Below are 21,744 nucleotides of genomic sequence, written 5' to 3' on the forward strand. Positions count from 1 at the left end.
AATCCTTTTAGGTAAGCGGGTTAACGCCGACATTACGTAACAGTTTAAGCAACTTAATTGTGGGTAACCCGATCAAGCTGTTCGGATCACTGCCTGATAATTCTGCGAATAATGCCGTACCTAAGCCTTCACTTTTGAAGCTACCCGCGCAATTCAGCGGTTGCTCAAGCTCAACGTAACGACTGATTTCTGCCTCTGTTAGATCGTTACGGAAAGTGACATAGAAGGGTTCGCATACGGTTTGTGCTATATCTTCTCTCGCATCGTACAAGCTTAAACCGGTAAAAAAAGTGACCTTCTGCCCTACGAAACTGAGTAGTTGCTCTACTGCTCGCTTATGAGTGTGCGGCTTACCGAGGATCTCGCCGTTACAAACAGCAACTTGGTCTGAGCCAATAATCAGAGCATCTTCTGCACCGTGCATTACACGACTTACCTTTTTAGCTTTTTCTTCAGCGAGCCTCTGTACCAACACTTGCGGTGCTTCGCCGGATAAAGCTTGTTCATCGATTTCCGGTTTAAACGTTTGGAAATCGAGATGCAGACGCTTCATCAGTTCGCGTCGGTATGGAGAAGACGAGCCAAGAATAAGTGTTCGAGCCATATCATTCATCCTTTATACAGCAGTTTTTATTCGTTTCAGCACGGTGGGCAAACCCATCAGATCATCTATCACCGTCACAGCGCCATGTTCGATAAGTCGCTCTCGGGCATGGGTGCCAAAGCTTACACCCACCGCTTTTACGCCAGCGTTGCTCGCCATTTGCATGTCATGAATAGAGTCACCGATAAGCACTGTCTCGTGTGCGTCAACCTCGAGTTCAGTCATGAGCTCATGCAACATTCTAGGCGAAGGCTTGCCCTCGCTCTCGTCGCTGCATCGCGTTGCCGCAAAAAAACCGCCGGTTTGAGTTTCGAGCAACACGCGGTCAAGCCCTCGTCGCGCTTTACCCGTCGCAACAGCCAACTTAAGAGCGTCTTGCTGCAGTTGCTGTAGCAGTGTCAAGGCACCGGCAAACAAAGGAGATGGCGTTTGGTTGCGCTCCACATACTCATCCCTATACACCGCTAAGAAGGACTGATGAGTATCGGCATCAAGCCGACCAAATAGACGTTCAATCGCTGGTTCTAAGCTGATGCCGATAATCTCTTGCACGTCACTGCGAGAAGGTATTGGAAGCGATAGCATACGTGCAGTTTCTTGCATTGCAGAAACGATACGCGGGACAGAGTCCATGAGTGTTCCATCCCAATCGAATACGACCAGTTTGACCACGTTAACCTCGTTTACTTATTAAATACGCGTCAGCTCATTGAGGATAGCCGTTAACGAGCTATCCATTGGCGCCTCGAATGACACTGTTTTTTCGGTAACGGGATGTTTAAATGACAGTTGCCAAGCGTGTAAAAACAATCGCGTCAGTCCACCTTGCTGCATCCGTTCATTGAACGATGCGTCACCATATTTAGGATCGCCGGCAATTGGATGACCTGCGTGCAACGCATGTACGCGAATTTGATGGGTACGCCCTGTCACCGGTGAAGCTTCAACGAGTGTCGCCTCCGCGTATCGTTGGTTAATTCTGAAGCGGGTATGAGAAGGTTTACCTTCGGCATCTACGCGAACAATTCGCTCACCCGACTTCAGCGTATTCTTTTTTAAGGGGGCTTCGACATTGCGAACATTCTTCTGCCACTGACCACGAACCAGCGCGAGATATTGCTTATTCATCTCTTTATCCCGCAATTGGGCGTGCAGAACCTTAAGCACACTGCGCTTTTTCGCAATCATTATTAAACCGCTGGTATCCCGATCAAGCCGATGCACTAACTCGAGCGCGTTATCTTGCGGACGCAGCGCGCGCAACCCCTCGATCAGCCCAAAGTTCAGACCAGAGCCACCGTGCACAGCAAGCCCCGAAGGTTTATTCACGATCATAAATGCATCATCTTCATATACGATCGCCTGCTCGAGCTCAGCTACCTTTGCCAATTTAGGTGACGGTAACTCAGGCTTAGGAGACACCTTAACAGGCGGAATTCGGATAGCATCCCCTGCTTTGATTTTGTAGTCCGGCTTTGTGCGCTTTTTATTTACGCGCACTTCGCCCTTTCTCAAAATACGATATACCAACGACTTCGGGACGCCCCGCAGCCGCGCGATTAAAAAATTGTCGATACGCTGCCCTGCTTCATCGCGGGCGACGTCGTGCCACTGCACTTGATTAAATTCTGTATCCATGACGCTATTTTAACACCAATCTGCTTGTGCGTGTGTATAAAAAAACATGCTTGTCTTGCAGGCATGGTTTGTGATTTAATGAAGTGTCAAATTTTATACCTCGCTGAGTATGCTTTTGCAGCCGTGTGTGGCGCGCGCTCGGTGAAGGGTTTGAAACGACACAAATCGTGTGGTTGGTGACAGACCATGCTCCACCCCTACGTCGAGATACGGTTTTAGCCGAGATGTCGAATGCACAGGGCTGTTTTGGAGATGTTTTTGTTCGCCAGTCACGTTTGTAATTAACGCTACTTGGTAGCGTAGCCCCCATCCACTGCATGTGTTGGGGAGCGGATTTGAAGACAGACAGTCAATCAGATAAAGAATAGTTTGCGGCACACGTTTAGTTCAGCGAAGTTAGAACTCGACGGGTGGCCATGCAAGGTTCCTCACGAACCCCAAGTACAATCAGTCAAAGAAGTAAAGCACGTCTGCTACCGCTATACGCTTACCAGTGGCACAATAATATTGAGTCACTAAAATGAAGAGAATGTTAATCAATGCCACGCAGCTCGAGGAGTTGCGTGTTGCGCTGGTTGATGGTCAGCGCTTATACGATTTAGACATCGAAAGCCCAGGTCATGAACAAAAGAAAGCGAATATTTACAAGGGTAAAATCACCCGCATCGAGCCTAGTTTAGAAGCCGCTTTCGTTGACTACGGTGCTGAGCGCCACGGCTTTTTGCCTCTCAAAGAAATTGCCAAAACCTACTTCCCCGATGGTTACACTTTTAATGGCCGCCCCAACATCAAAGATGTTGTCCGTGAGGGTCAAGAAGTTATTGTCCAAATTGATAAAGAAGAACGTGGTCAGAAAGGTGCTGCTTTAACCACCTTTATTTCATTGGCTGGCAGTTACTTGGTGCTCATGCCCAATAATCCACGCGCTGGCGGTATCTCACGTCGAATCGAGGGAGAAGAACGCTCCGCTCTCAAAGAAGCGCTGAGTGAAATTAATGTTCCCAAAGAAATGGGGCTTATTGTACGTACCGCAGGTGTCGGTAAGTCAAAGGAAGAGCTCGAGTGGGATTTGAACGTTCTCATTCATCACTGGACGGCTATTAGCGAAGCGGCACAAAAGCGCCCCGCTCCGTTTCTAATCCATCAGGAAAGTAACGTTATTTTTAGAGCATTACGTGATTACCTTCGCCGTGATATTGGTGAAGTGCTCATTGATAGCAAAAAAGTATTTGAACAGGTTCGCGACCATATTCAGTTAATTCGTCCCGATTTCGTCAATCGCGTTAAATTGTACGAGGGCGATGTACCTCTGTTCAGTCACTACCAGATTGAAAGCCAAATAGAGTCGGCGTTCCAACGCGAAGTGCGCTTGCCATCCGGCGGTTCTATCGTGATTGACCCGACTGAGGCGCTGACGTCCATTGATATTAACTCAGCGCGCGCAACCAAAGGTGGCGATATTGAGGAAACGGCATTCCAAACAAACCTCGAAGCCGCTGAAGAAATTGCACGCCAATTGCGTCTGCGCGATGTTGGTGGCTTAGTCGTTATCGACTTTATCGATATGACACCAACACGTCATCAACGTGAAGTTGAAAACCGTTTACGCGACAGCCTTGCACATGATCGCGCACGCATTCAAGTCGCAAGAATTTCTCGCTTCGGCTTGCTCGAAATGTCGCGCCAACGCCTGCGCCCTTCGTTAGGCGAGTCTGCCAACGCCATTTGCCCGCGTTGCAGTGGTCAAGGCACCATCCGCTCAAGTGAATCTTTAGCACTATCGATCTTACGCCTCATCGAAGAAGAAGCAATCAAAGACAATACCGTGCAGGTTCAAGCGCAAGTCCCGGTGTCGGTTGCGACCTTCTTACTAAACGAAAAGCGTGCTTCAGTTATCAAGATCGAAGAGCGCCATAACGTAAAAGCCGTTATTATTCCAAACCATCATATGGATACACCTCATTTTGAGGTTGTCCGTATCCGTGATGACGAAGTGCCAGAGGCGGCAAGTTTTAATCAGGTGCAAAAACCGGAGCAACAAGAAGAAAGCGTTGCGATAACGCTGACTAAAGAGCGTCAACAGCTTGAAGAGCCAGCGCTTAAAGGCTTACAAGCACCGACGGCGCCACCGGCACCTACTCCACAGTCACAACCTAAAGCTAAAGCGGGTTCTGTCTCGCTACTGAAACGTATTAGTCAGTGGTTGAGTCAATTATTTGGTACCGATGAAGTTGAAGAAAAGCAGCAGCCTAAGCCGCGTAACAACAATAATCAACGCCGTGGCCGCAATAATAACCAGCGTCGCAACAATCGTAACAACGGTCGCCGGAATAATAATCGCTCAGCGAATAATCGCGATAGTGACAAACCAAACACGAACACAGACAGCAAACCTCAGGATAAGTCGAAAACTGAAAATGAACGCTCCAACTCAGAGGGTCGTGCTAATTCGAATCGTCGCAATCGTCGTGGTCGCAATAGAAACCGTAATCAACACCAGAACGCATCAGCTAACAAAACGAGTGAAACTGTCACTAATCAAGCTGAAGAGCAAGCTGTTGAAAAGTCTAAAGGTGAGACTCAAGACAAACGTGAGTCACAGCCTAAAAAGCGCCGTGAACCAAGAAAACTAGAGCGTTCGGTGCGTGTTAAAGGTGATCAGACTGAAAATCCAACGGCAAAAAAAGATGTGGCAAAATCAGCTGAACCTGAGCAAAGCAAGGCAAAACCTGCTAAGCAAAAGCAGAAAGTGCAACAAACTGAGGTTGTAGAGCAACCCAAAGAGGTAACAGCGTCAAACGAAGCAAAACCTCAGGTCGAGTCAGCACCGACCGATGACGTAATTAAGCAAAAGGTCATGGATCCGCGTATGCAGGCGGCTGCAGAAATTGTTAAGCAAGCAGCAGATAGCAACGACAAAGCGCCGCAGCAAGATCCGCAAGAAACGCCTAAGGAAGCAACTAACGCAGCTCAACAAGAAAGCACGAACGTTGCTACAGGCAGCGAATCAGAGTTGCCTGAGGAACCGGTCGCGGCTGATGTTGATGAACCTGCTCGTGATATTGAGGCGGATACGACAGCAGAGTCAGAAAAGTCACCGACGGTCGCAACTGAGCACGCTTCTGCACCGGCTGCATCACCGACAACGGAACAAGCACCTAAAGAACGCAACCGTTCACGGCGCTCGCCTCGTCACATGCGAGCAGCGGGCCAACGTCGTAAGCAGGAACGCGAAATGAGTCAGCAAAGTAAATCAGTGACTACACCGGTTATTCCATCTACGATTACCGGCGGCAAAGCGTTTGCTCAGATGACAAAGGCGTCAGCTCAACCTCGAAACTCGGAGTTTAGTGCTTTATCGATTGCATCGGCTGAAACTCGCATGCCGTTTGCTAAATCAGAGCGTGTGGCATCTTTCGCTTCGGCGACCCATTCCGCGCACGCTGTGATGACAAAATGCACGAGCAATTAACCCGTCGTTGAAGGTTAAATATGAGAAAGGCTGCAACTATGCAGCCTTTTTTTTAGCTTCGTAATGTGTACAGCCTACTCGATAGTTAGTCGATCTCGGTTTTTATCGAGCGTGCGCTGACCAATCCCCTTCACCTCAAGTAATTGGTCAATATTTTTGAATCCACCTAACTGCTCACGAAATTTAACAATATTTTCAGCTTTCGATTTCCCCACGCCAATCATAGCCACGGCTATTTGATCAGCCGTCGCTGTATTGATGTTTAACTTCTCGTACTGACTTTCGGCAGCTTGCACATAAGGCATTAACGGCGAACTCATTGGTGTAGGTGCAGCTACTGCCGCTTTACCCATTGAGAGACCTGAGAGCACAACTACTGCTGTGGGTATTAGAAATTTACGTAACATTGATTTCTCCTCTTGCTACGCTGATCGATTCAGCGCAACAAGCATAGTGAAAAGGAGAAAACTTTGCGGGTCTTTTTAGGGAATTACGTCATTACCTCGATAGAGAAGCAATAATGTCTGACACTGCCTGAGCGGGATCGCTGGCTTTTGTAATCGGGCGTCCTATGACCATGAAGTCAACGCCTGCTTGTTGCGCTTGCTGGGGCGTCATCACTCGCTTTTGATCATCCTGTTTGCTTCCTTTGGGACGGATACCTGGTGTCATAAGTTTAAAAGACTCACCCAATGTAGACTTAAGTATTTCAGCCTCTTGTGCTGAGCAAACAACGCCATCTAAGCCCGCACTTTGAGTCAGTTTGGCTAATGCCATCACCTGCTCTTGAGCATTTCGGTGCACACCTATTTCAGTCAGGTCCTCATCCGTCATACTGGTAAGCACAGTCACGGCAATGAGTAGCGGTTGGTGAGACTCTTTTTCCAAGGCTTGTTTGGCGGTAGCCATCATCTTTCGCCCGCCCGAGGCATGAACGTTAACTACGTCCACACCGAGTCTTGCCGCCTGCACAACCGCTTTTGCGACTGTGTTCGGTATATCATGAAACTTAAGGTCGAGAAAGACTGAAAAACCATGTTCAACCCAGTTTTTAACTAACTCGGGTCCTGCCGCGGTGAATAACTCTTTGCCGACTTTGAGTCCAACTGATTTCGCATCCAGTTGTTCAGTGAGACGATTAGCCTCTTCTGCAGTTTCAAAATCAAGTGCAACGTAAATCAAAGGTAAGCTTTTATTATTCACCGTCTAATCCTTTAATGGGTTTAGTGGAACCCCATGTTTTACACGAGGGGCATTGCCAATAGAGGGTTTGTCCAGAGAAGCCGCACTGGCGACAGGCATAACTCGGGCGTTGTTTAATATGCTCAGCAACCATTTTTTGCAACATGCGCAAGCTCTCCCGAGCATTGCCTACATCTGCTGCACGAATGTGAAAGTCCATAAGTTGATGGAAACCTCGCATGGTTGCATGTTGTTCCATCGCTGAGCGAATAAAGCGTTCTGCCGCATCACCGCCTTGATTCTCAAACAGGTATTCGGACAATTCAATGACCGCACTCGTACCTGCGTTAGCGGCCACACATCGATTAAGGAACTCAATGTAGCCGGCTTCATCCTGTAAACTCATGTAACATGCTTTCAGAGGCTGCAATACATCACGTATAAACTGTTTATCTTGTTCAAGCACATACTCATAGCTATGAATGGCCTCTCTGAGTTGGTCTCGCCCAGCGTAAATTTGGCCGAGCAATATACTCGCTCGCACGCACCGCTTATCGTATTTCAGCGCCTTTTTACAATATTTGATTTGCTTCGAAACCGATTGCTCAGTGAGAGACAATTCACAATATAGCTGCCCTACCACAGCTTCGATGTGATCATCACGATTTAACCTTAGAGCGACTTTTATCGCCTTATCCCAATCATGGGTTGCTTGGAAGAGTTCGAGTAAATAGTGTCGGCTTGCAGTTCTAAATAGCTTGTGATTTTGCAACCGCGAAAACATTTGTTCTGCGCGGTCATAAATACCCGCTGATAAGTAATCCTTACCCAGTTCAAACATCGCATTCAGTCGATCGTATTCGGTAATATTACTTCTATTGATAAGGTTCTGATGGATTTTAATTGCACGTTCGACTTCGCCACGGCGACGAAATAATGTACCTAACGTCCAATGAGTTTCAAGCGTGTCGCTATCAACGTCAAGCAGTTCGACAAATAGATCAACCGCCTTATCAGGTTCATCAGATAGCAGTAGGTTAAGACCCGCTGCATACTTCTTAGAAAACTGTTGCTGTTCTTTGCGCTCTTCTGAGCGCACACTATTGCGTCCCATGAACCAACCATAGGCAGCTGCAACAGGAAGAAGTAAAAACAGCAGCTCTAACATAAACGATTACGACTGCTTTTCACGTGATTCAGTCGCCTTATGCTCGGCTCTTTTTAAGCGTCTCTCAAGCTTAGCATTACGCATTCGCCACTTTACACCATACAGCACTAGCAAAATGAGACCTATGGAAAATCCAACGGCAAGAAAAATGGCCGCTAAACCAGCGACAGAAAAGTCAGTTTTTGCTACAAGAAAGTTTACACTCACCACCGTTGGGTTCTGTGCACCAAACGCGAGTGCTAGCAAAAACAAGAGGATAATGGGAACTAATATTAATATCCGTCTAAGCACGTTCCGAACCTCATATAAATAAAAACGGCATGCTAGTATAGCATGCCGTTTTCAACGAACGAACGCAAACTAATTAAAATTGTCGACGCGCTCCCGTAATTCTTTACCCGACTTAAAGTGAGGAACGTACTTACCATCCAACTCAACTTGATCACCCGTTTTAGGATTACGTCCAATTCGAGGTGCTCGATAATGAAGCGAAAAGCTTCCAAACCCACGAATTTCAATGCGCCGACCCTTTGCTAAACTTTGAATCATCTGTTCAAGAATATCTTTCACAGAAGACTCTACCGTTCGCGGAGGCAGGTCCGAGAACTTCAGTGTTAATTTCTCAATCAACTCCGACTTTGTCATCTTACCTACCTCCTCGCTAAAGGTTTAATTAATCGTCGGTCTTAGCCGCTTTGAACGCATCAGCCATAGCGCTGTTGATACCAGAGCTTTCTTGCTGTTTGTTCACTTGTTCAACGGCTTCTTTCTCTTCAACTTCGTCTTTCGCACGGATAGACAAGCTTAACGTACGGTTCTTACGATCGACGCCCATGAAGCGCGCTTCAACGCTATCGCCAACGCTTAACTCAGTGCTTGCGTCTTCAACGCGCTCGCGTGAGATGTCCGCTGCACGGATATAACCTTCAACGCTGTCTGCTAATTCAACTTTAGCACCTTTAGCGTCTACTTCAGTGATAGTACCGTTTACGATAGAACCTTTCTTGTTCGCTGCCAAGAAGTTGTTGAACGGATCTTCTTCAAGCTGTTTGATACCTAAAGAAATACGCTCACGCTCTGCGTCGACTTGCATCACAACCGCAGTGACTTCTTCGCCTTTCTTATAATCGCGGACCGCTTCTTCGCCAGTCGCGTTCCAGCTGATGTCTGAAAGGTGAACCAAACCGTCGATACCGCCTTCTAGGCCAATGAAGATACCAAAGTCAGTGATTGACTTGATCTTGCCAGAGACTTTATCGCCTTTGTTGTGGTTCTTAGCAAACTCTTCCCAAGGGTTAGGTTTACACTGTTTAAGGCCAAGAGAAATACGACGACGTTCTTCGTCAATTTCAAGGACCATAACTTCAACAGTGTCATCCAAGTTAACCACTTTAGAAGGATGAACGTTTTTATTCGTCCAATCCATTTCTGACACGTGTACAAGACCTTCAACGCCTTCTTCGATTTCAACGAAGCAGCCGTAATCAGTCAAGTTAGTCACGCGGCCAGTCAGGCGAGTGCCCTCTGGGTAGCGGTTTGCGATATCCGCCCATGGATCTTCGCCAAGCTGCTTAAGACCAAGTGATACACGAGTACGCTCGCGATCAAACTTAAGTACTTTAACAGTGATTTCGTCGCCCACATTAACGATTTCGCTTGGGTGCTTAACACGTTTCCAAGCCATGTCGGTAATGTGTAATAGGCCATCTACGCCGCCAAGGTCAACGAACGCACCGTAATCGGTAAGATTCTTAACGATACCTTGAACTTCTTGACCTTCTTGCAAGTTCTCAAGAAGCTCTTCGCGCTCTGCACTGTTTTCTTTCTCGATAACTGCGCGGCGAGAAACAACAACGTTGTTACGCTTCTGATCAAGCTTGATAACTTTGAATTCAAGGTCTTTGTTTTCAAGGTGTGCAGTTTCACGTACTGGACGTACGTCAACCAATGAACCTGGCAAGAACGCGCGAACGCCACCCAGATCCACAGTGAAACCACCTTTAACTTTACCAGAAATGATACCAGTAACAGTTGCGTTATCTTCGTATGCTTTTTCCAGCTGCAGCCAAGCTTCATAGCGCTTAGCTTTTTCGCGTGAAAGAATTGTTTCACCGAAACCGTCTTCAACCGCGTCTAACGCTACGTCGATCTCGTCACCTACGGTGATTTCAAGTTCGCCGTCAGCATTACGGAATTGTTCGGCAGGGATAGCACTTTCAGATTTCAGGCCTGCGTCGACTAAAACAAGATCTTTTTCGATCGCAACGACAGTACCTTTAACGATAGAACCCGGACGAGTTTCGACTTCTTTCAGGCTCTCTTCAAACAGCTGTGCAAAATTTTCTGACATATGTATTAACTTCACTTTTTAGATGACATCCACTGGACATCCTGTTCAGCGGGGTTATTAAATTCACCTGCACGTATCCTTACAGCAGGTCCCTAAATAGCTCGTCTTAATGACCAGCTAGCTAGTTTGTGACAGTTTGCTATGTGCAAACTCCATAACCGAATCGACGACTTCCTCTATGCTTTTGTCACTTGAGTCGATGTACAAAGCATCTTCGGCCGGTTTAAGCGGTGCGACAGCACGATTTGTGTCGCGATCGTCGCGCTCTTTAATTTCGGTTATTAATTGGTCAATGTTAGCATCAAAACCTTTTTCCTTCAATTGCAGGAAGCGACGTTGTGCACGCTCCTCAGCAGAGGCGGTCAAGAATACTTTGGCTTCAGCATCAGTAAATACCACTGTGCCCATGTCTCGTCCGTCGGCAATCAGGCCTGGAAGCTCTTTGAAACCACGTTGACGCCTTAACAACGCTTCTCTAACCCTTGGTAACGCAGCGATCTTAGATGCCATGTTACCCACGCTTTCAGTGCGAATTGTCAGGGTTACATCCTCACCTTCTAAGATGATATGCGTTAGGCTTTTGTCTTCCTCGGCTTCGAATTTCACATCTAGGTGTGAAGCTAACGTGACAAGTTTTTCTTCTTCTTCGGGCCTAAAGTCGTGATGAATCGCGGCTAATGCCAAAACACGATAGATTGCGCCACTATCAAGAAGGTGCCAGCCTAATTTCTCGGCCAACAAACGGCTCACTGTGCCTTTGCCTGAGCCACTTGGCCCATCGATTGTAATTACGGGTACGCGAGTCGCCATAAATTCCTCTATTTGCCCTGCTCTTTGCAGATTTAAGCGCGCAATTATACTGATTTGTGAAAATTTTGCATCTTTTGTCACGCGCCGTTTACATCAAAGTTTGATGTAAGACTATATTTTAATCGTGACAAAGCCGTGAAAACTCATCAAAAAATTGCGGATAGGTCTTCGAGCAGCATTGAGGATCGTTGATGCTGACGCCTACCGGAGAAAACGCAATCAAGGCACTACACATCGCCATGCGGTGATCATCATAGGTATCTAGCAAAGCATGTTGCCAATGCGCTGGAGCCATCACTGATAAATAATCTTCGCCCTCTTCCACCTGAGCGCCGACTTTACGCAATTCAGCCGCCATCGCCGCCAATCGGTCGGTTTCTTTTACGCGCCAACTGGCGACGTTACGAATCACCGTCGTTCCTTGAGCAAATAATGCCATAGGAGCGAGCGTCATTGCGGCATCAGGCAGATCATTGCAATCCACATCGATGGCTTTCAATTCAGTGCTCCGGGATACACGAATTGCGTTATCCAACATCTCGACGTTTGCTCCCATTTGCTGCGCTAGTTCAGCAAAATGTACGTCGCCCTGAATTGAATTTTTACCCACGCCATAAATCGTGATTGGACCACCACTAATTGCTGCCGCGCCGATCCAGTAGCTCGCTCCGCTTGCATCACCTTCAACAAAGTAACTGCCTGGCGAACGATAGCTCTGGCGACCGGGAATTTTGTAATGACGGTCACTGTGTTTATCAATTTGAATGCCAAAATCACGCAGCATCGATAAGGTGAGTTCGATATAAGGAACCGAGATAACCTCGTTCACTAATAACAATTCGCTGTCGTCAGCAAGCAAAGGTAAAGCCATCAACAACGCCGAGATGTATTGACTCGACGCGCTACCATCAATAGTCACCTCTCCGCCCTTAAAACCACTCTCGATAGTCAACGGTAAGAAACCGGGTTCTGCATGACACTGAATGTTTGCGCCGGCCGCGGTTAAGCTGTCAATTAGCGCCGCGATTGGGCGCTCGCGCATGCGCGCATTGCCATCAAGCCGCATCACTTGCGTGTTGCTCAATGAGGCGGCAAGCACAGCGACAAGAGGACGGACGGCAGTGCCTGCATTGCCAAGATAGAGTTCGTTATGAGCGGGTTGCCAACGGCCACCACAGCCTTCGACTTGGTATTCGGAGGGATCCAAATCACTGCGTTTAACAGATACGCCGAGTGTCGTTAAGGCATCGATCATGCGCGCCGTATCATCACTTTCAAGCACATTCTTTAAGGTCACAGGTTGGCCACACAATGCCGCCATCAGCAGTGCACGGTTTGAGATGCTCTTCGAACCCGGCAGTGTAACCGTGCCGCTACACGCTGAACGCGGTGCAAGGTGTAGCGGATCAGGTAAATTCAACAACGTAATACCTTTATTTAACAATGCGCTCCATTGCTTCGATGAACGCTTGGTTCTCTTCTGGCAGACCGATACTTACACGCAGATGATGAGGTAATTCGTAGCCTGCGACTGGACGTACAATCACGCCTTCATGCAATAACTTTTGATAAATATCATCAGCGTCCGATCCCACTTCAATAGTAAGGAAGTTGCCGTACGAAGGAATATAATTGAAGTTGTGTTGCTCGCAAAAGCGAATCAACTGCTGCATCCCCTGTGCATTAACGCGCACCGCTTCAGCGAGATAATCATCATCGTCTAATGCCACTTCCGCCGCTTTCAATGACAGCGCATTAACATTAAACGGTTGGCGAATACGGTTCATTAAGTCGGCAATCGCCGCAGAGCTCACCGAAAAGCCAGCACGTAACCCTGCAAGGCCATAGGCTTTTGAAAAGGTGCGTGTCACAACCAAATTATCGAATTCAGCTAACCACTCAATTGAAGGCGCGCGCTCGTCATTCGGAATATATTCGTAATAGGCTTCATCAAGCACAACCAAAACGTTATCAGGTACTTGTTTGACAAAGTCATACAACGCATTTGTCGTCAAAAAGGTGCCCGTCGGATTATTTGGATTAGCGACGAATATCATCTTCGTTTTCGGTGTTATCGCCGCGAGCATCGCATCGAGATCATGCCCATAATCTTTGGCGGGAACCGCGACCGGTGTTGCCCCAATCGCTTTCGTCACCAGTGGATAAACAACAAACGCATGCTGAGAGAAAATGACTTCGTGCTGGTCACTGACAAAGGTACGCGCTAATAGCTCGAGTACGTCATTTGAGCCATTGCCTAAGGTCACTTGATTTGTCGCTACCGAGAACTTGTCAGCAATTTTGCTTTTAAGATAAAAGCCATTAGCGTCCGGGTAACGAATCAAATCATCGATTTCACCCTGGAGGGCTTGCTTGACACGAGCACTAATACCCAACGGATTCTCATTTGAAGCCAACTTAACGACTTTATCTAAGCCTAGTTCACGCTGCAGTTCATCCATTGGTTTGCCCGCTTGATAGGGTTGTAACTCCCTAACGCCGGGGTTTGCCATCTGGGTTGCATCAAACTTTGCCATGCTCATTCCTTCTTTTGTTCTTTTATTTTGATAAGCAGATTTAGCCGTTTGTACGCTCAAATTCGCGCATAAAGTCAATCAACGCCTCAACGCCCGCATAAGGCATGGCATTGTACAGGCTCGCACGCATGCCACCGACAAATCGGTGACCTTTGAGACCGACTAGGCCTGCCTGATGAGCTTGCTCTAGAAAGTGCTTGTCGAGCTCATCGTCAGCTAATTGAAAGGGTACATTCATAATAGACCGATAGTCAGGGTGAACTTCATTTCGATAGAAGTCAGACGCGTCAACATAGTCATACAAAGCCTTGGCTTTACGCTGGTTGAGCTCACCAATACCCGCAAGACCGCCTTGTCTTTTCAGCCACTTAAACACGAGCCCAGAGAGGTACCAAGCAAAGGTGTTGGGCGTGTTGTACATCGAGTTATCTTTGGCCTGTAACTGATAGTCCATAATCGAGCTCACCTCAGGTTGTGGTTGACCTAAAAGTGACTTTTTAACAATCGCGATAGCAAAGCCTGAAGGACCAATGTTTTTTTGAGCGCCTGCGTAAATAACCCCAAAACGGCTAACATCGAGAGGTGCAGAAAGGATATTTGAAGACATATCGGCAACGATAGGTGCCTGCACATCAGGAATATCGTGAATCGCGATACCATCCACTGTCTCATTCGGGCAATAGTGGAAGTAACGCGCATTGTTACTTAATTGCCATTCACTGGCGGGTTGGATACGTTTGCCCTGCTCTGTTTGTTGAGCTGCGCCCACAACATTAACTTGGCTCACATACTTCTCAGCCTCTCGAATGGCATATCCTGACCAAGTGCCGCAATCAAGATAATCGACAGTGTCTGTCTTTGCTGCAATGTTTTGTGGTACGGCAGAGAACTGACCGCGACCACCGCCTTGCAAAAACAGTACATGATAATCATCCGGTACGCTCAACAACTCTCGCAAGTCTTGCTCAGCTTCTTGCGCCATTTTTACGTAAGCAGGATCGCGGTGTGAAAACTCCATCACCGAGACACCTGTACCATTCCATTGTAAGAACTCTTCCTGTGCTTGCAGCATGACCTCGGCCGGTAACATCGCCGGCCCGGCCGAAAAGTTAAAGATCTTACTCATCGTTTGCCTCAGATTTATCAGACGACTGTTGTTCAGATGTCACTTCACTTGCTTCACTTTCAACAACCACATCTTCGAGATCGTCCTCGTCGACTTCATCAATGCGCTGTAAGCCAACAACTTGTTCATCGTCACCGGTACGGATCAAACGCACGCCTTGCGTGTTACGACCGACCATCGAGACTTCATTGACGCGCGTACGAACCAACGTACCTTTGTTGCTGATCAGCATGATCTCATTGCCATCTACAACTTCCATCGCGCCGACTACAGCACCATTACGTTCGCTGACTTTTATCGACACAACACCTTTAGTAGCACGGCTCTTAGTCGGATATTCCTCGACCAAGGTGCGTTTACCAAAGCCGTTCTCTGTGACCGTCAGAATCGCCGCTTGTTGCTCATCTTCGTACGTGCCCGGAACGATAAGGCTAACGACTTTCTGTCCTTCCTCGAGACGGATACCACGCACACCGGTAGCCGTACGACCCATTGAACGTACTTGGTCTTCTCTAAAGCGAACAACTTTACCGCCGTCTGAGAACAGCATAATCTCTTGCTCGCCATCGGTGATATCAACACCGATTAATTCGTCGCCTTCATTCAGGTTGAGCGCAATAATACCGCCGTTACGTGGGCGTGAATATTCAGGTAATGGTGTTTTCTTAACCGTGCCGTGCTTAGTCGCCATGATGACGAACTTATCTTCTGGATAATCACGGGTTGGTAGAATCGCCGTAATACGCTCATCCGATTCAAGCGGTAATAGGTTGACAATAGGCTTACCGCGCGAAGCGCGACTCGCCAACGGCAACTGGTAGACCTTCATCCAATAAATACGACCCCGGGTCGAGAAACATAAGATGGTGTCGTGAGTATTGGCAACCCACAGGCGTTCAACGAAGTCGTCGTCTTTCATCTTCGTGGCTGCTTTACCTTTACCACCTCGGCGTTGCGCTTCGTACTCAGTTAATGGCTGATACTTCACATAGCCTTCGTGAGACAGCGTTACCACAACGTCTTCTTCGTTGATCAAGTCTTCCATGCTGATATCGTGCGCAGCCGCGGTGATTTCGGTTTTACGTGCATCACCGAAGTTGTCACGAATTTCAACCAACTCTTCGCGAATCACTTCCATCAAACGTTCAGTTGAGCGCAAGATATGCAGGAGTTCTTCGATCTGTTTCAACAGACCTTTATATTCGTCAAGGATCTTCTCGTGCTCTAAGCCGGTCAGCTTATGCAAGCGAAGATCCAAAATAGCCTGTGCTTGCTCTTCGGTCAGGTAGTAGCTACCGTCACGAATACCATACTCTTCTGGTAGGTGTTCAGGACGCGCTGCATCCACACCCGCGGATTCTAGCATGGCCGCGACATTGCCTAACTGCCAGCCACGCGCGACCAACCCCTGCTTAGCTTCTGCTGGGGTTGGCGAGCGACGAATAAGCTCAATCACTTCATCGATATTCGCGAGTGAAATCGCCAAGCCTTCTAAAATGTGAGCGCGTTCACGCGCTTTGCGTAATTCATATACCGAGCGACGTGTCACCACTTCACGGCGATGACGAACGAACGCATCCAATACCTGATAAAGGTTGAACAGCTTAGGTTGACCTTTATCAAGCGCAACCATGTTAATACCGAACACGACTTGCATTTGCGTATTGGCGTACAGGTGGTTGAGTACCACTTCGCCCACATCACCACGACGAATCTCAATAACGATACGCATACCGTCTTTATCCGACTCATCGCGCAAGCCACTGATACCCTCAAGGCGTTTTTCTTTCACCAGCTCAGCGATTTTCTCGATCAAACGCGCTTTGTTCACCTGATATGGAATTTCACTGACGATAATGCTTTCACGACCTGACTTTTCGTCAACTTCGACCTCGGCTTTAGCACGCAAATGAATGCGGCCGCGACCTGTTTTGTAGGCCTCGACAATACCGGACCGGCCCGAGATTGACGCCGCCGTTGGGAAGTCAGGTCCTGGAATAAACTCCATCAGCTCTTCAATGCTGATTTCTGGATTATCAATCAGCGCTAAGGTGCCATTGATAACTTCGGTTAAGTTATGTGGAGGAATGTTGGTCGCCATGCCCACCGCTATGCCCGATGAACCATTGACCATTAAGTTAGGCACTTTAGTTGGCAAAACGTCTGGAATACGCTCGGTACCATCGTAGTTATCAACAAAATCGACGGTTTCTTTGTCGAGATCGGCTAACAACTGATGGGCAATTTTTTCCATCCGAATTTCGGTATAACGCATGGCTGCGGCTGAATCACCGTCAACTGAACCGAAGTTACCTTGACCATCAACCAAGGTGTAGCGCAGCGAGAACGGTTGTGCCATACGCACGATGGTATCATAAACCGCACTGTCGCCATGTGGGTGATATTTACCGATAACGTCACCCACCACACGGGCAGACTTTTTATAGGGTTTGTTGAAGTCGTTCCGCAATTCATTCATCGCGAAAAGTACGCGACGATGCACGGGTTTCAAACCATCCCGAACATCTGGAAGCGCTCGACCCACAATCACGCTCATCGCGTAATCAAGATAAGAACTTTTTAATTCATCCTCGATATTGATGGGTGAGACTTCTCTAGCCAGATCGCTCATATATGTATCCCTAAACTCAAGCTATACTTAATCGTTGTTATAATTAATCAGGTATTGTACCCGTCACGGGGTGAACACGCACCCTCTTTTTCAAAAACGTCCGCTGATGTAAACTCTATAGAAGTTACGCCAATTTGGAACCTCTAACACATGTCAGAACGAGCCTCTTTAAGTGCCCTTAGCAATAACGTTGACGAAAAAGAAATCGAAAAATTTTCCGCCCTTGCTTCGCGATGGTGGGACACCGAAGGCGAATTCAAACCGCTGCATCAAATTAATCCATTGCGATTAACCTTTATTGAACAGCAAGTAGGCGGGTTATTCAACAAGCATGTTGTTGATGTGGGTTGCGGTGGTGGTTTATTAACCGAGGGTATGGCGAGTCGTGGCGCTCAGGTAACGGGTATCGACCTTGCGCATGACTCGTTAGAAGTCGCTCGACTTCACGCTTTAGAGTCGCAACTCAGTGTCAATTACCAGCAAATAAGCGCTGAAAACTTTGCTGCGGAACATACCGCACAGTTTGATGTCGTCACATGTTTGGAAATGCTCGAACACGTTCCTGACCCTGCCGCCATTGTTGGTGCTGTATGTGAGATGGTGAAACCGGGCGGTTACGCTATTTTCTCTACGTTGAATCGTAACGTGAAATCTTGGCTGCTAGGTATTGTGGCGGCTGAGCATGTTTTACGGTGGGTGCCTAAAGGGACTCACCAGCATCAACGATTTATCAAGCCTTCTGAATTACTGCGTATGACAGATGTACATGGATTGCAAGCAATGAAGATGAATGGCATCGTATATAAGCCATTGCAAGGCTTTATGCTAGACGAGCATGATGTTGACGTTAATTACATCGTTGCACTTCATAAACCAGGCCGTTAACTCATTAGGGAACTCGCGTGAACAAACATCCGGTAGCTGCAGTTTTGTTTGACCTCGATGGTACATTATTAGATTCAGCACCGGATTTGGGCTTTGCGCTCAATCAAGTCTGTCGTGAAAATGGACTTCCGGAGATACCCGCAGAGGTATTTACGCCTGTTGCTTCGCACGGTTCTCGTGGGTTATTAGGTTTAACGCAATTGGATGAAGATGCGCTACTTGCGCTAAAACCAAGGTTTCTCGATATTTATCGCAACAACTTAGCGCTTCACAGTAAGTTATTTGACGGCGTTGAGACGTTACTGAGTTCGCTTCGCCGCAATCAGATTAAAATAGGCATCGTCACCAATAAACCTGAGTTTCTTACTCACCCTCTGATTGCGCAGTTTGAAGCACTACAAAGTATCTCGGTAGTCGTCTGTGGTGATACATTGCAAGAAGCCAAACCGTCTCCCAAACCACTTTACTACGCAGCAGAACAACTTACTGTGGATCCCAAGGACTGTGTGTATATAGGCGATGCAGAACGCGATATTGTGGCCGGGCGTAATGCAGGTATGGTGACGGTACTCGCAGAGTATGGCTATATCTCTAGTACTGACCAACCACAACAATGGTTAGCGGACTACACCATCGCTCACCCCAATGCCTTGATGGAGCTACTCGCTTTACCAAAGTAGATGTTCTAAATCGTTCATTTTTTAATAGTTTTTATGACACCTTTTTTGCATAGAACGCTTGTTTCTAAAGTCATGATTTTTTCAACTAAAAAATTATAAAATTTACACTTTCACGCAAGCCTATGCACGATAAGCGCTTGCAAAATTTCAAGCGGCTTTAAACGAATATTTACTACTAAATAGACTTGATCGATGTGCGGGTTGTATCTAGTATGCCTGTAACACATCGACTACTAGATATTGTGTTCATTTGGTGTACAGACCGAAAATCACACAATATCTTGTGGCCACAAATCTATAACAAACAGCTAAGAGTCGGCGCTAAAATGAACGAGCAACTTTTCGTTACCAAACGCAGTGGTCAACGCGAACCACTGAATTTAGATAAGATTCATCGTGTCATCATGTGGGCTGCAGAAGGCCTTAATAATGTCTCTGCTTCTCAAGTCGAAATTAAGTCGCATATTCAGTTCTATGATGGGATCAAAACAGAAGATATCCATGAGACCATTATCAAAGCAGCAGCGGACCTAATTTCAGAGGAAGCGCCTGACTATCAGTATATGGCTGCGCGTCTGGCCATTTTTCACTTACGGAAGCGTGCGTACGGCAAGTTTGAGCCCCCTCGCCTCTACGACCATGTCAAGAAAATGGTTGATGAGAAGCGTTACGACGCACACTTGCTAGAAGATTTCAGTGAGCAAGAATTCGACCAGATGGACGAGATCATTGATCACTGGCGTGACATGAACTTTTCATACGCTGCGGTTAAGCAACTAGAGAATAAGTACTTGGTGCAGAACCGAGTCACAGGTGATATCTACGAAAGTGCTCAGTTTCTTTATATTTTAGTGGCTGCTTGTTTATTCGCTAATTACCCTAAGTCCACTCGCATGGACTACATCAAGCGCTTTTATGACGCGACATCAACGTTCAAAATATCGTTGCCAACGCCTATCATGTCTGGCGTGCGTACGCCGACCCGCCAGTTCAGTTCATGTGTATTGATTGAAACGGGTGATAGCCTTGACTCAATTAACGCGACAGCCAGTGCTATTGTTAAATACGTATCGCAACGCGCGGGTATTGGTATCAATGCCGGACGTATTCGCGCACTCGGTAGCCCTATTCGCAATGGTGAAGCGTTCCATACGGGTTGTATCCCATTCTATAAGTATTTCCAAACTGCTGTGAAAAGCTGTTCTCAAGGCGGTGTACGTGGTGGCGCGGCAACGCTGTTTTATCCGCTGTGGCACCTTGAGATTGAAAACCTGTTGGTACTTAAAAACAACCGTGGTGTAGAAGAAAACCGTGTTCGCCATCTCGACTACGGTGTGCAGTTCAATCGCTTGATGTATCAACGCCTAGTCAAAGATGACTTCATCACACTGTTTAGTCCATCGGATGTGCCTGGCTTGTATGACGCATTCTTTGAAGATCAAGAAGAGTTCGAGCGTCTCTACGTCCAATACGAAAACGATGAAAATATTCGTAAGAAGCGTATTAAAGCCATCGAGCTGTTTAGCTTGTTTATGCAAGAGCGTGCGAGCACCGGCCGAATTTATGTGCAAAACGTCGATCACTGTAATACTCACAGTCCGTTCGATTCAAAAGTTGCGCCTGTTCGTCAGAGCAACCTGTGCTTAGAGATTGCGCTACCGACCAAGCCACTCAGTCACGTCAATGACGAAGAAGGTGAGATTGCGCTATGTACTTTATCAGCGTTTAACTTAGGTAAAATCGAATCGCTCAGCGATTTCGAAGAGCTCGCGGAGCTTGCCGTACGCGCTCTCGACAGTTTGCTTGATTATCAAGAATATCCCGTACCTGCGGCTTACAACGCAACAATGAACCGTAGAACGCTCGGTATAGGGGTCATTAACTTTGCGTACTATTTAGCTAAACACGGTGTGAAGTATTCCGATGGTTCAGCCAACGGTCTCGTGCACCGTACGTTTGAGGCGATTCAGTTCTATTTGATGAAAGCGTCAATGGAACTCGCTAAAGAGAAAGGCAAATGTCCTAAATTCAATGAAACCACCTACTCTCAAGGTATTTTACCGACAGATACCTATAAGAAAGATTTAGATGCGTTTTGTTCAGAGCCACTCCACCTCGACTGGGAGCAGCTCCGTAAGGACATTCAAGAACACGGCATGCGTAACTCAACGTTGTCTGCCTTGATGCCTTCAGAAACGTCGTCGCAAATCTCTAACGCGACGAATGGTATCGAACCACCGCGTGGATTTGTCAGTGTCAAAGCATCTAAAGACGGTGTGACAAAGCAAGTGGTGCCCGATTACGAAAACCTGAAAAACAATTACGAGCTATTGTGGCAGATCCCGGATAACAAGGGATATTTGCAACTGGTCGGCATTATGCAGAAGTTTGTCGATCAAACTATCTCGGCCAACACCAATTACGACCCGGGTAAGTTCAATGGTGCTAAGGTACCGATGAAACAATTACTTCAAGATCTATTAACAGCGTATAAGATGGGTGTGAAAACACTTTACTATCACAATACGCGCGACGGTGCAGCCGATAACCAATCCGACATTTCCGCTGAACAAAAGCGTCAACGTAAGCAAAGTGATCGCCCTGCCGAGGTGGTGATTGAAGAAGACGACGATTGCGCAGGCGGTGCGTGCAAGATTTAA

General features: G+C 47.2%; 18 protein-coding genes. 4 read left to right on the forward strand and 14 right to left on the reverse strand.

The features are described from left to right. Nucleotides 1-7: 7 nt before the first annotated feature. Genes AWU56_RS08630 through rluC form a run of 3 tightly spaced genes read right to left on the reverse strand, consistent with a single transcriptional unit; the run spans nt 8 to nt 2,242 of the window. Complete coding sequence (locus AWU56_RS08630; protein WP_006955321.1) at nt 8-604, reverse strand: Maf family protein; 597 nt, start codon at nt 602-604, stop codon at nt 8-10. Between the two features lie 12 nt (nt 605-616). Continuing rightward, nucleotides 617-1,276: an HAD-IA family hydrolase gene (locus AWU56_RS08635; RefSeq protein WP_006955322.1), complete on the reverse strand. Its 660-nt coding sequence runs from the start codon at nt 1,274-1,276 to the stop codon at nt 617-619. Between the two features lie 18 nt (nt 1,277-1,294). Further along, nucleotides 1,295-2,242 (reverse strand): 23S rRNA pseudouridine(955/2504/2580) synthase RluC, encoded by a 948-nt coding sequence (gene rluC / locus AWU56_RS08640; protein ID WP_286682260.1) that lies wholly within the window; start codon nt 2,240-2,242, stop codon nt 1,295-1,297. Between the two features lie 520 nt (nt 2,243-2,762). Between rluC and rne the strand changes: the two genes are divergently transcribed. After that, nucleotides 2,763-5,714, forward strand: a complete 2,952-nt coding sequence (gene rne, locus AWU56_RS08645; RefSeq protein WP_333810335.1) for a ribonuclease E — start codon at nt 2,763-2,765, stop codon at nt 5,712-5,714. A gap of 74 nt (nt 5,715-5,788) precedes the next feature. Here rne and AWU56_RS08650 read toward each other — a convergent pair whose 3' ends face one another. From AWU56_RS08650 to gyrA, 11 genes are all read right to left on the reverse strand, one after another. Beyond that, a complete protein-coding gene (locus AWU56_RS08650; protein WP_006955325.1) occupies nt 5,789-6,121 on the reverse strand; it encodes a ComEA family DNA-binding protein in 333 nt (110 codons plus the stop codon). Nucleotides 6,122-6,212: 91 nt separating this feature from the next. After that, the gene (pyrF, locus tag AWU56_RS08655) at nt 6,213-6,917 is read right to left on the reverse strand and encodes an orotidine-5'-phosphate decarboxylase (protein ID WP_286682261.1); all 705 of its coding nucleotides are present in this window, start codon (nt 6,915-6,917) and stop codon (nt 6,213-6,215) included. Further along, complete coding sequence (gene lapB, locus AWU56_RS08660) at nt 6,910-8,064, reverse strand: lipopolysaccharide assembly protein LapB (protein WP_006955327.1); 1,155 nt, start codon at nt 8,062-8,064, stop codon at nt 6,910-6,912. The genes pyrF and lapB overlap by 8 nt, the downstream gene beginning before the upstream one ends. Before the next feature lie 6 nt (nt 8,065-8,070). Next, nucleotides 8,071-8,355: a lipopolysaccharide assembly protein LapA domain-containing protein gene (locus AWU56_RS08665; RefSeq protein WP_286682262.1), complete on the reverse strand. Its 285-nt coding sequence runs from the start codon at nt 8,353-8,355 to the stop codon at nt 8,071-8,073. Between the two features lie 69 nt (nt 8,356-8,424). Then, a complete protein-coding gene (gene ihfB, locus AWU56_RS08670; RefSeq protein ID WP_286682263.1) occupies nt 8,425-8,709 on the reverse strand; it encodes an integration host factor subunit beta in 285 nt (94 codons plus the stop codon). A gap of 28 nt (nt 8,710-8,737) precedes the next feature. Continuing rightward, nucleotides 8,738-10,414 (reverse strand): 30S ribosomal protein S1, encoded by a 1,677-nt coding sequence (rpsA, locus tag AWU56_RS08675; protein WP_286682264.1) that lies wholly within the window; start codon nt 10,412-10,414, stop codon nt 8,738-8,740. 117 nt (nt 10,415-10,531) lie between these two features. Continuing rightward, on the reverse strand, nt 10,532-11,224 hold the full coding sequence (gene cmk, locus AWU56_RS08680; protein ID WP_006955332.1) for a (d)CMP kinase: 693 nt from the start codon (nt 11,222-11,224) through the stop codon (nt 10,532-10,534). 118 nt (nt 11,225-11,342) lie between these two features. Beyond that, nucleotides 11,343-12,668, reverse strand: coding sequence for a 3-phosphoshikimate 1-carboxyvinyltransferase (gene aroA / locus AWU56_RS08685; protein ID WP_286682265.1), 1,326 nt, complete (start codon nt 12,666-12,668; stop codon nt 11,343-11,345). Continuing rightward, nucleotides 12,658-13,761, reverse strand: coding sequence for a histidinol-phosphate transaminase (gene hisC / locus AWU56_RS08690; protein ID WP_272978475.1), 1,104 nt, complete (start codon nt 13,759-13,761; stop codon nt 12,658-12,660). Before hisC ends, aroA begins: the two co-directional genes overlap by 11 nt. Nucleotides 13,762-13,801: 40 nt before the next feature. Further along, complete coding sequence (gene serC, locus AWU56_RS08695; protein ID WP_272978476.1) at nt 13,802-14,887, reverse strand: 3-phosphoserine/phosphohydroxythreonine transaminase; 1,086 nt, start codon at nt 14,885-14,887, stop codon at nt 13,802-13,804. Continuing rightward, nucleotides 14,880-17,519: a DNA gyrase subunit A gene (gyrA, locus tag AWU56_RS08700; protein ID WP_286682266.1), complete on the reverse strand. Its 2,640-nt coding sequence runs from the start codon at nt 17,517-17,519 to the stop codon at nt 14,880-14,882. Before gyrA ends, serC begins: the two co-directional genes overlap by 8 nt. A 150-nt stretch (nt 17,520-17,669) precedes the next feature. On the opposite strand from gyrA, the gene ubiG reads away from it, so the two are divergent. From ubiG to nrdA, 3 genes are all read left to right on the forward strand, one after another. Next, complete coding sequence (gene ubiG, locus AWU56_RS08705) at nt 17,670-18,404, forward strand: bifunctional 2-polyprenyl-6-hydroxyphenol methylase/3-demethylubiquinol 3-O-methyltransferase UbiG (RefSeq protein WP_272978478.1); 735 nt, start codon at nt 17,670-17,672, stop codon at nt 18,402-18,404. A 17-nt stretch (nt 18,405-18,421) separates the two neighbouring features. After that, nucleotides 18,422-19,084 (forward strand): HAD family hydrolase, encoded by a 663-nt coding sequence (locus tag AWU56_RS08710; RefSeq protein WP_286682267.1) that lies wholly within the window; start codon nt 18,422-18,424, stop codon nt 19,082-19,084. A gap of 326 nt (nt 19,085-19,410) precedes the next feature. After that, complete coding sequence (gene nrdA, locus AWU56_RS08715; RefSeq protein ID WP_286682268.1) at nt 19,411-21,744, forward strand: class 1a ribonucleoside-diphosphate reductase subunit alpha; 2,334 nt, start codon at nt 19,411-19,413, stop codon at nt 21,742-21,744.

The organism is Idiomarina sp. T82-3, assembly GCF_001577655.1.
Classification (GTDB): Bacteria; Pseudomonadota; Gammaproteobacteria; order Enterobacterales; family Alteromonadaceae; genus Idiomarina; species Idiomarina baltica.

What these genes read in the sequence shown, in the direction of transcription:
- hisC (WP_272978475.1), bottom strand. Translation starts at nt 13,761, where the DNA reads ATGGCAAAGTTTGATGCAACCCAGATGGCAAACCCCGGCGTTAGGGAG.
- rne (WP_333810335.1), top strand. Translation starts at nt 2,763, where the DNA reads ATGAAGAGAATGTTAATCAATGCCACGCAGCTCGAGGAGTTGCGTGTT.
- rpsA (WP_286682264.1), bottom strand. Translation starts at nt 10,414, where the DNA reads ATGTCAGAAAATTTTGCACAGCTGTTTGAAGAGAGCCTGAAAGAAGTC.
- serC (WP_272978476.1), bottom strand. Translation starts at nt 14,887, where the DNA reads ATGAGTAAGATCTTTAACTTTTCGGCCGGGCCGGCGATGTTACCGGCC.
- AWU56_RS08630 (WP_006955321.1), bottom strand. Translation starts at nt 604, where the DNA reads ATGGCTCGAACACTTATTCTTGGCTCGTCTTCTCCATACCGACGCGAA.
- lapB (WP_006955327.1), bottom strand. Translation starts at nt 8,064, where the DNA reads ATGTTAGAGCTGCTGTTTTTACTTCTTCCTGTTGCAGCTGCCTATGGT.
- AWU56_RS08650 (WP_006955325.1), bottom strand. Translation starts at nt 6,121, where the DNA reads ATGTTACGTAAATTTCTAATACCCACAGCAGTAGTTGTGCTCTCAGGT.
- ihfB (WP_286682263.1), bottom strand. Translation starts at nt 8,709, where the DNA reads ATGACAAAGTCGGAGTTGATTGAGAAATTAACACTGAAGTTCTCGGAC.
- nrdA (WP_286682268.1), top strand. Translation starts at nt 19,411, where the DNA reads ATGAACGAGCAACTTTTCGTTACCAAACGCAGTGGTCAACGCGAACCA.
- gyrA (WP_286682266.1), bottom strand. Translation starts at nt 17,519, where the DNA reads ATGAGCGATCTGGCTAGAGAAGTCTCACCCATCAATATCGAGGATGAA.
- ubiG (WP_272978478.1), top strand. Translation starts at nt 17,670, where the DNA reads ATGTCAGAACGAGCCTCTTTAAGTGCCCTTAGCAATAACGTTGACGAA.
- cmk (WP_006955332.1), bottom strand. Translation starts at nt 11,224, where the DNA reads ATGGCGACTCGCGTACCCGTAATTACAATCGATGGGCCAAGTGGCTCA.
- rluC (WP_286682260.1), bottom strand. Translation starts at nt 2,242, where the DNA reads ATGGATACAGAATTTAATCAAGTGCAGTGGCACGACGTCGCCCGCGAT.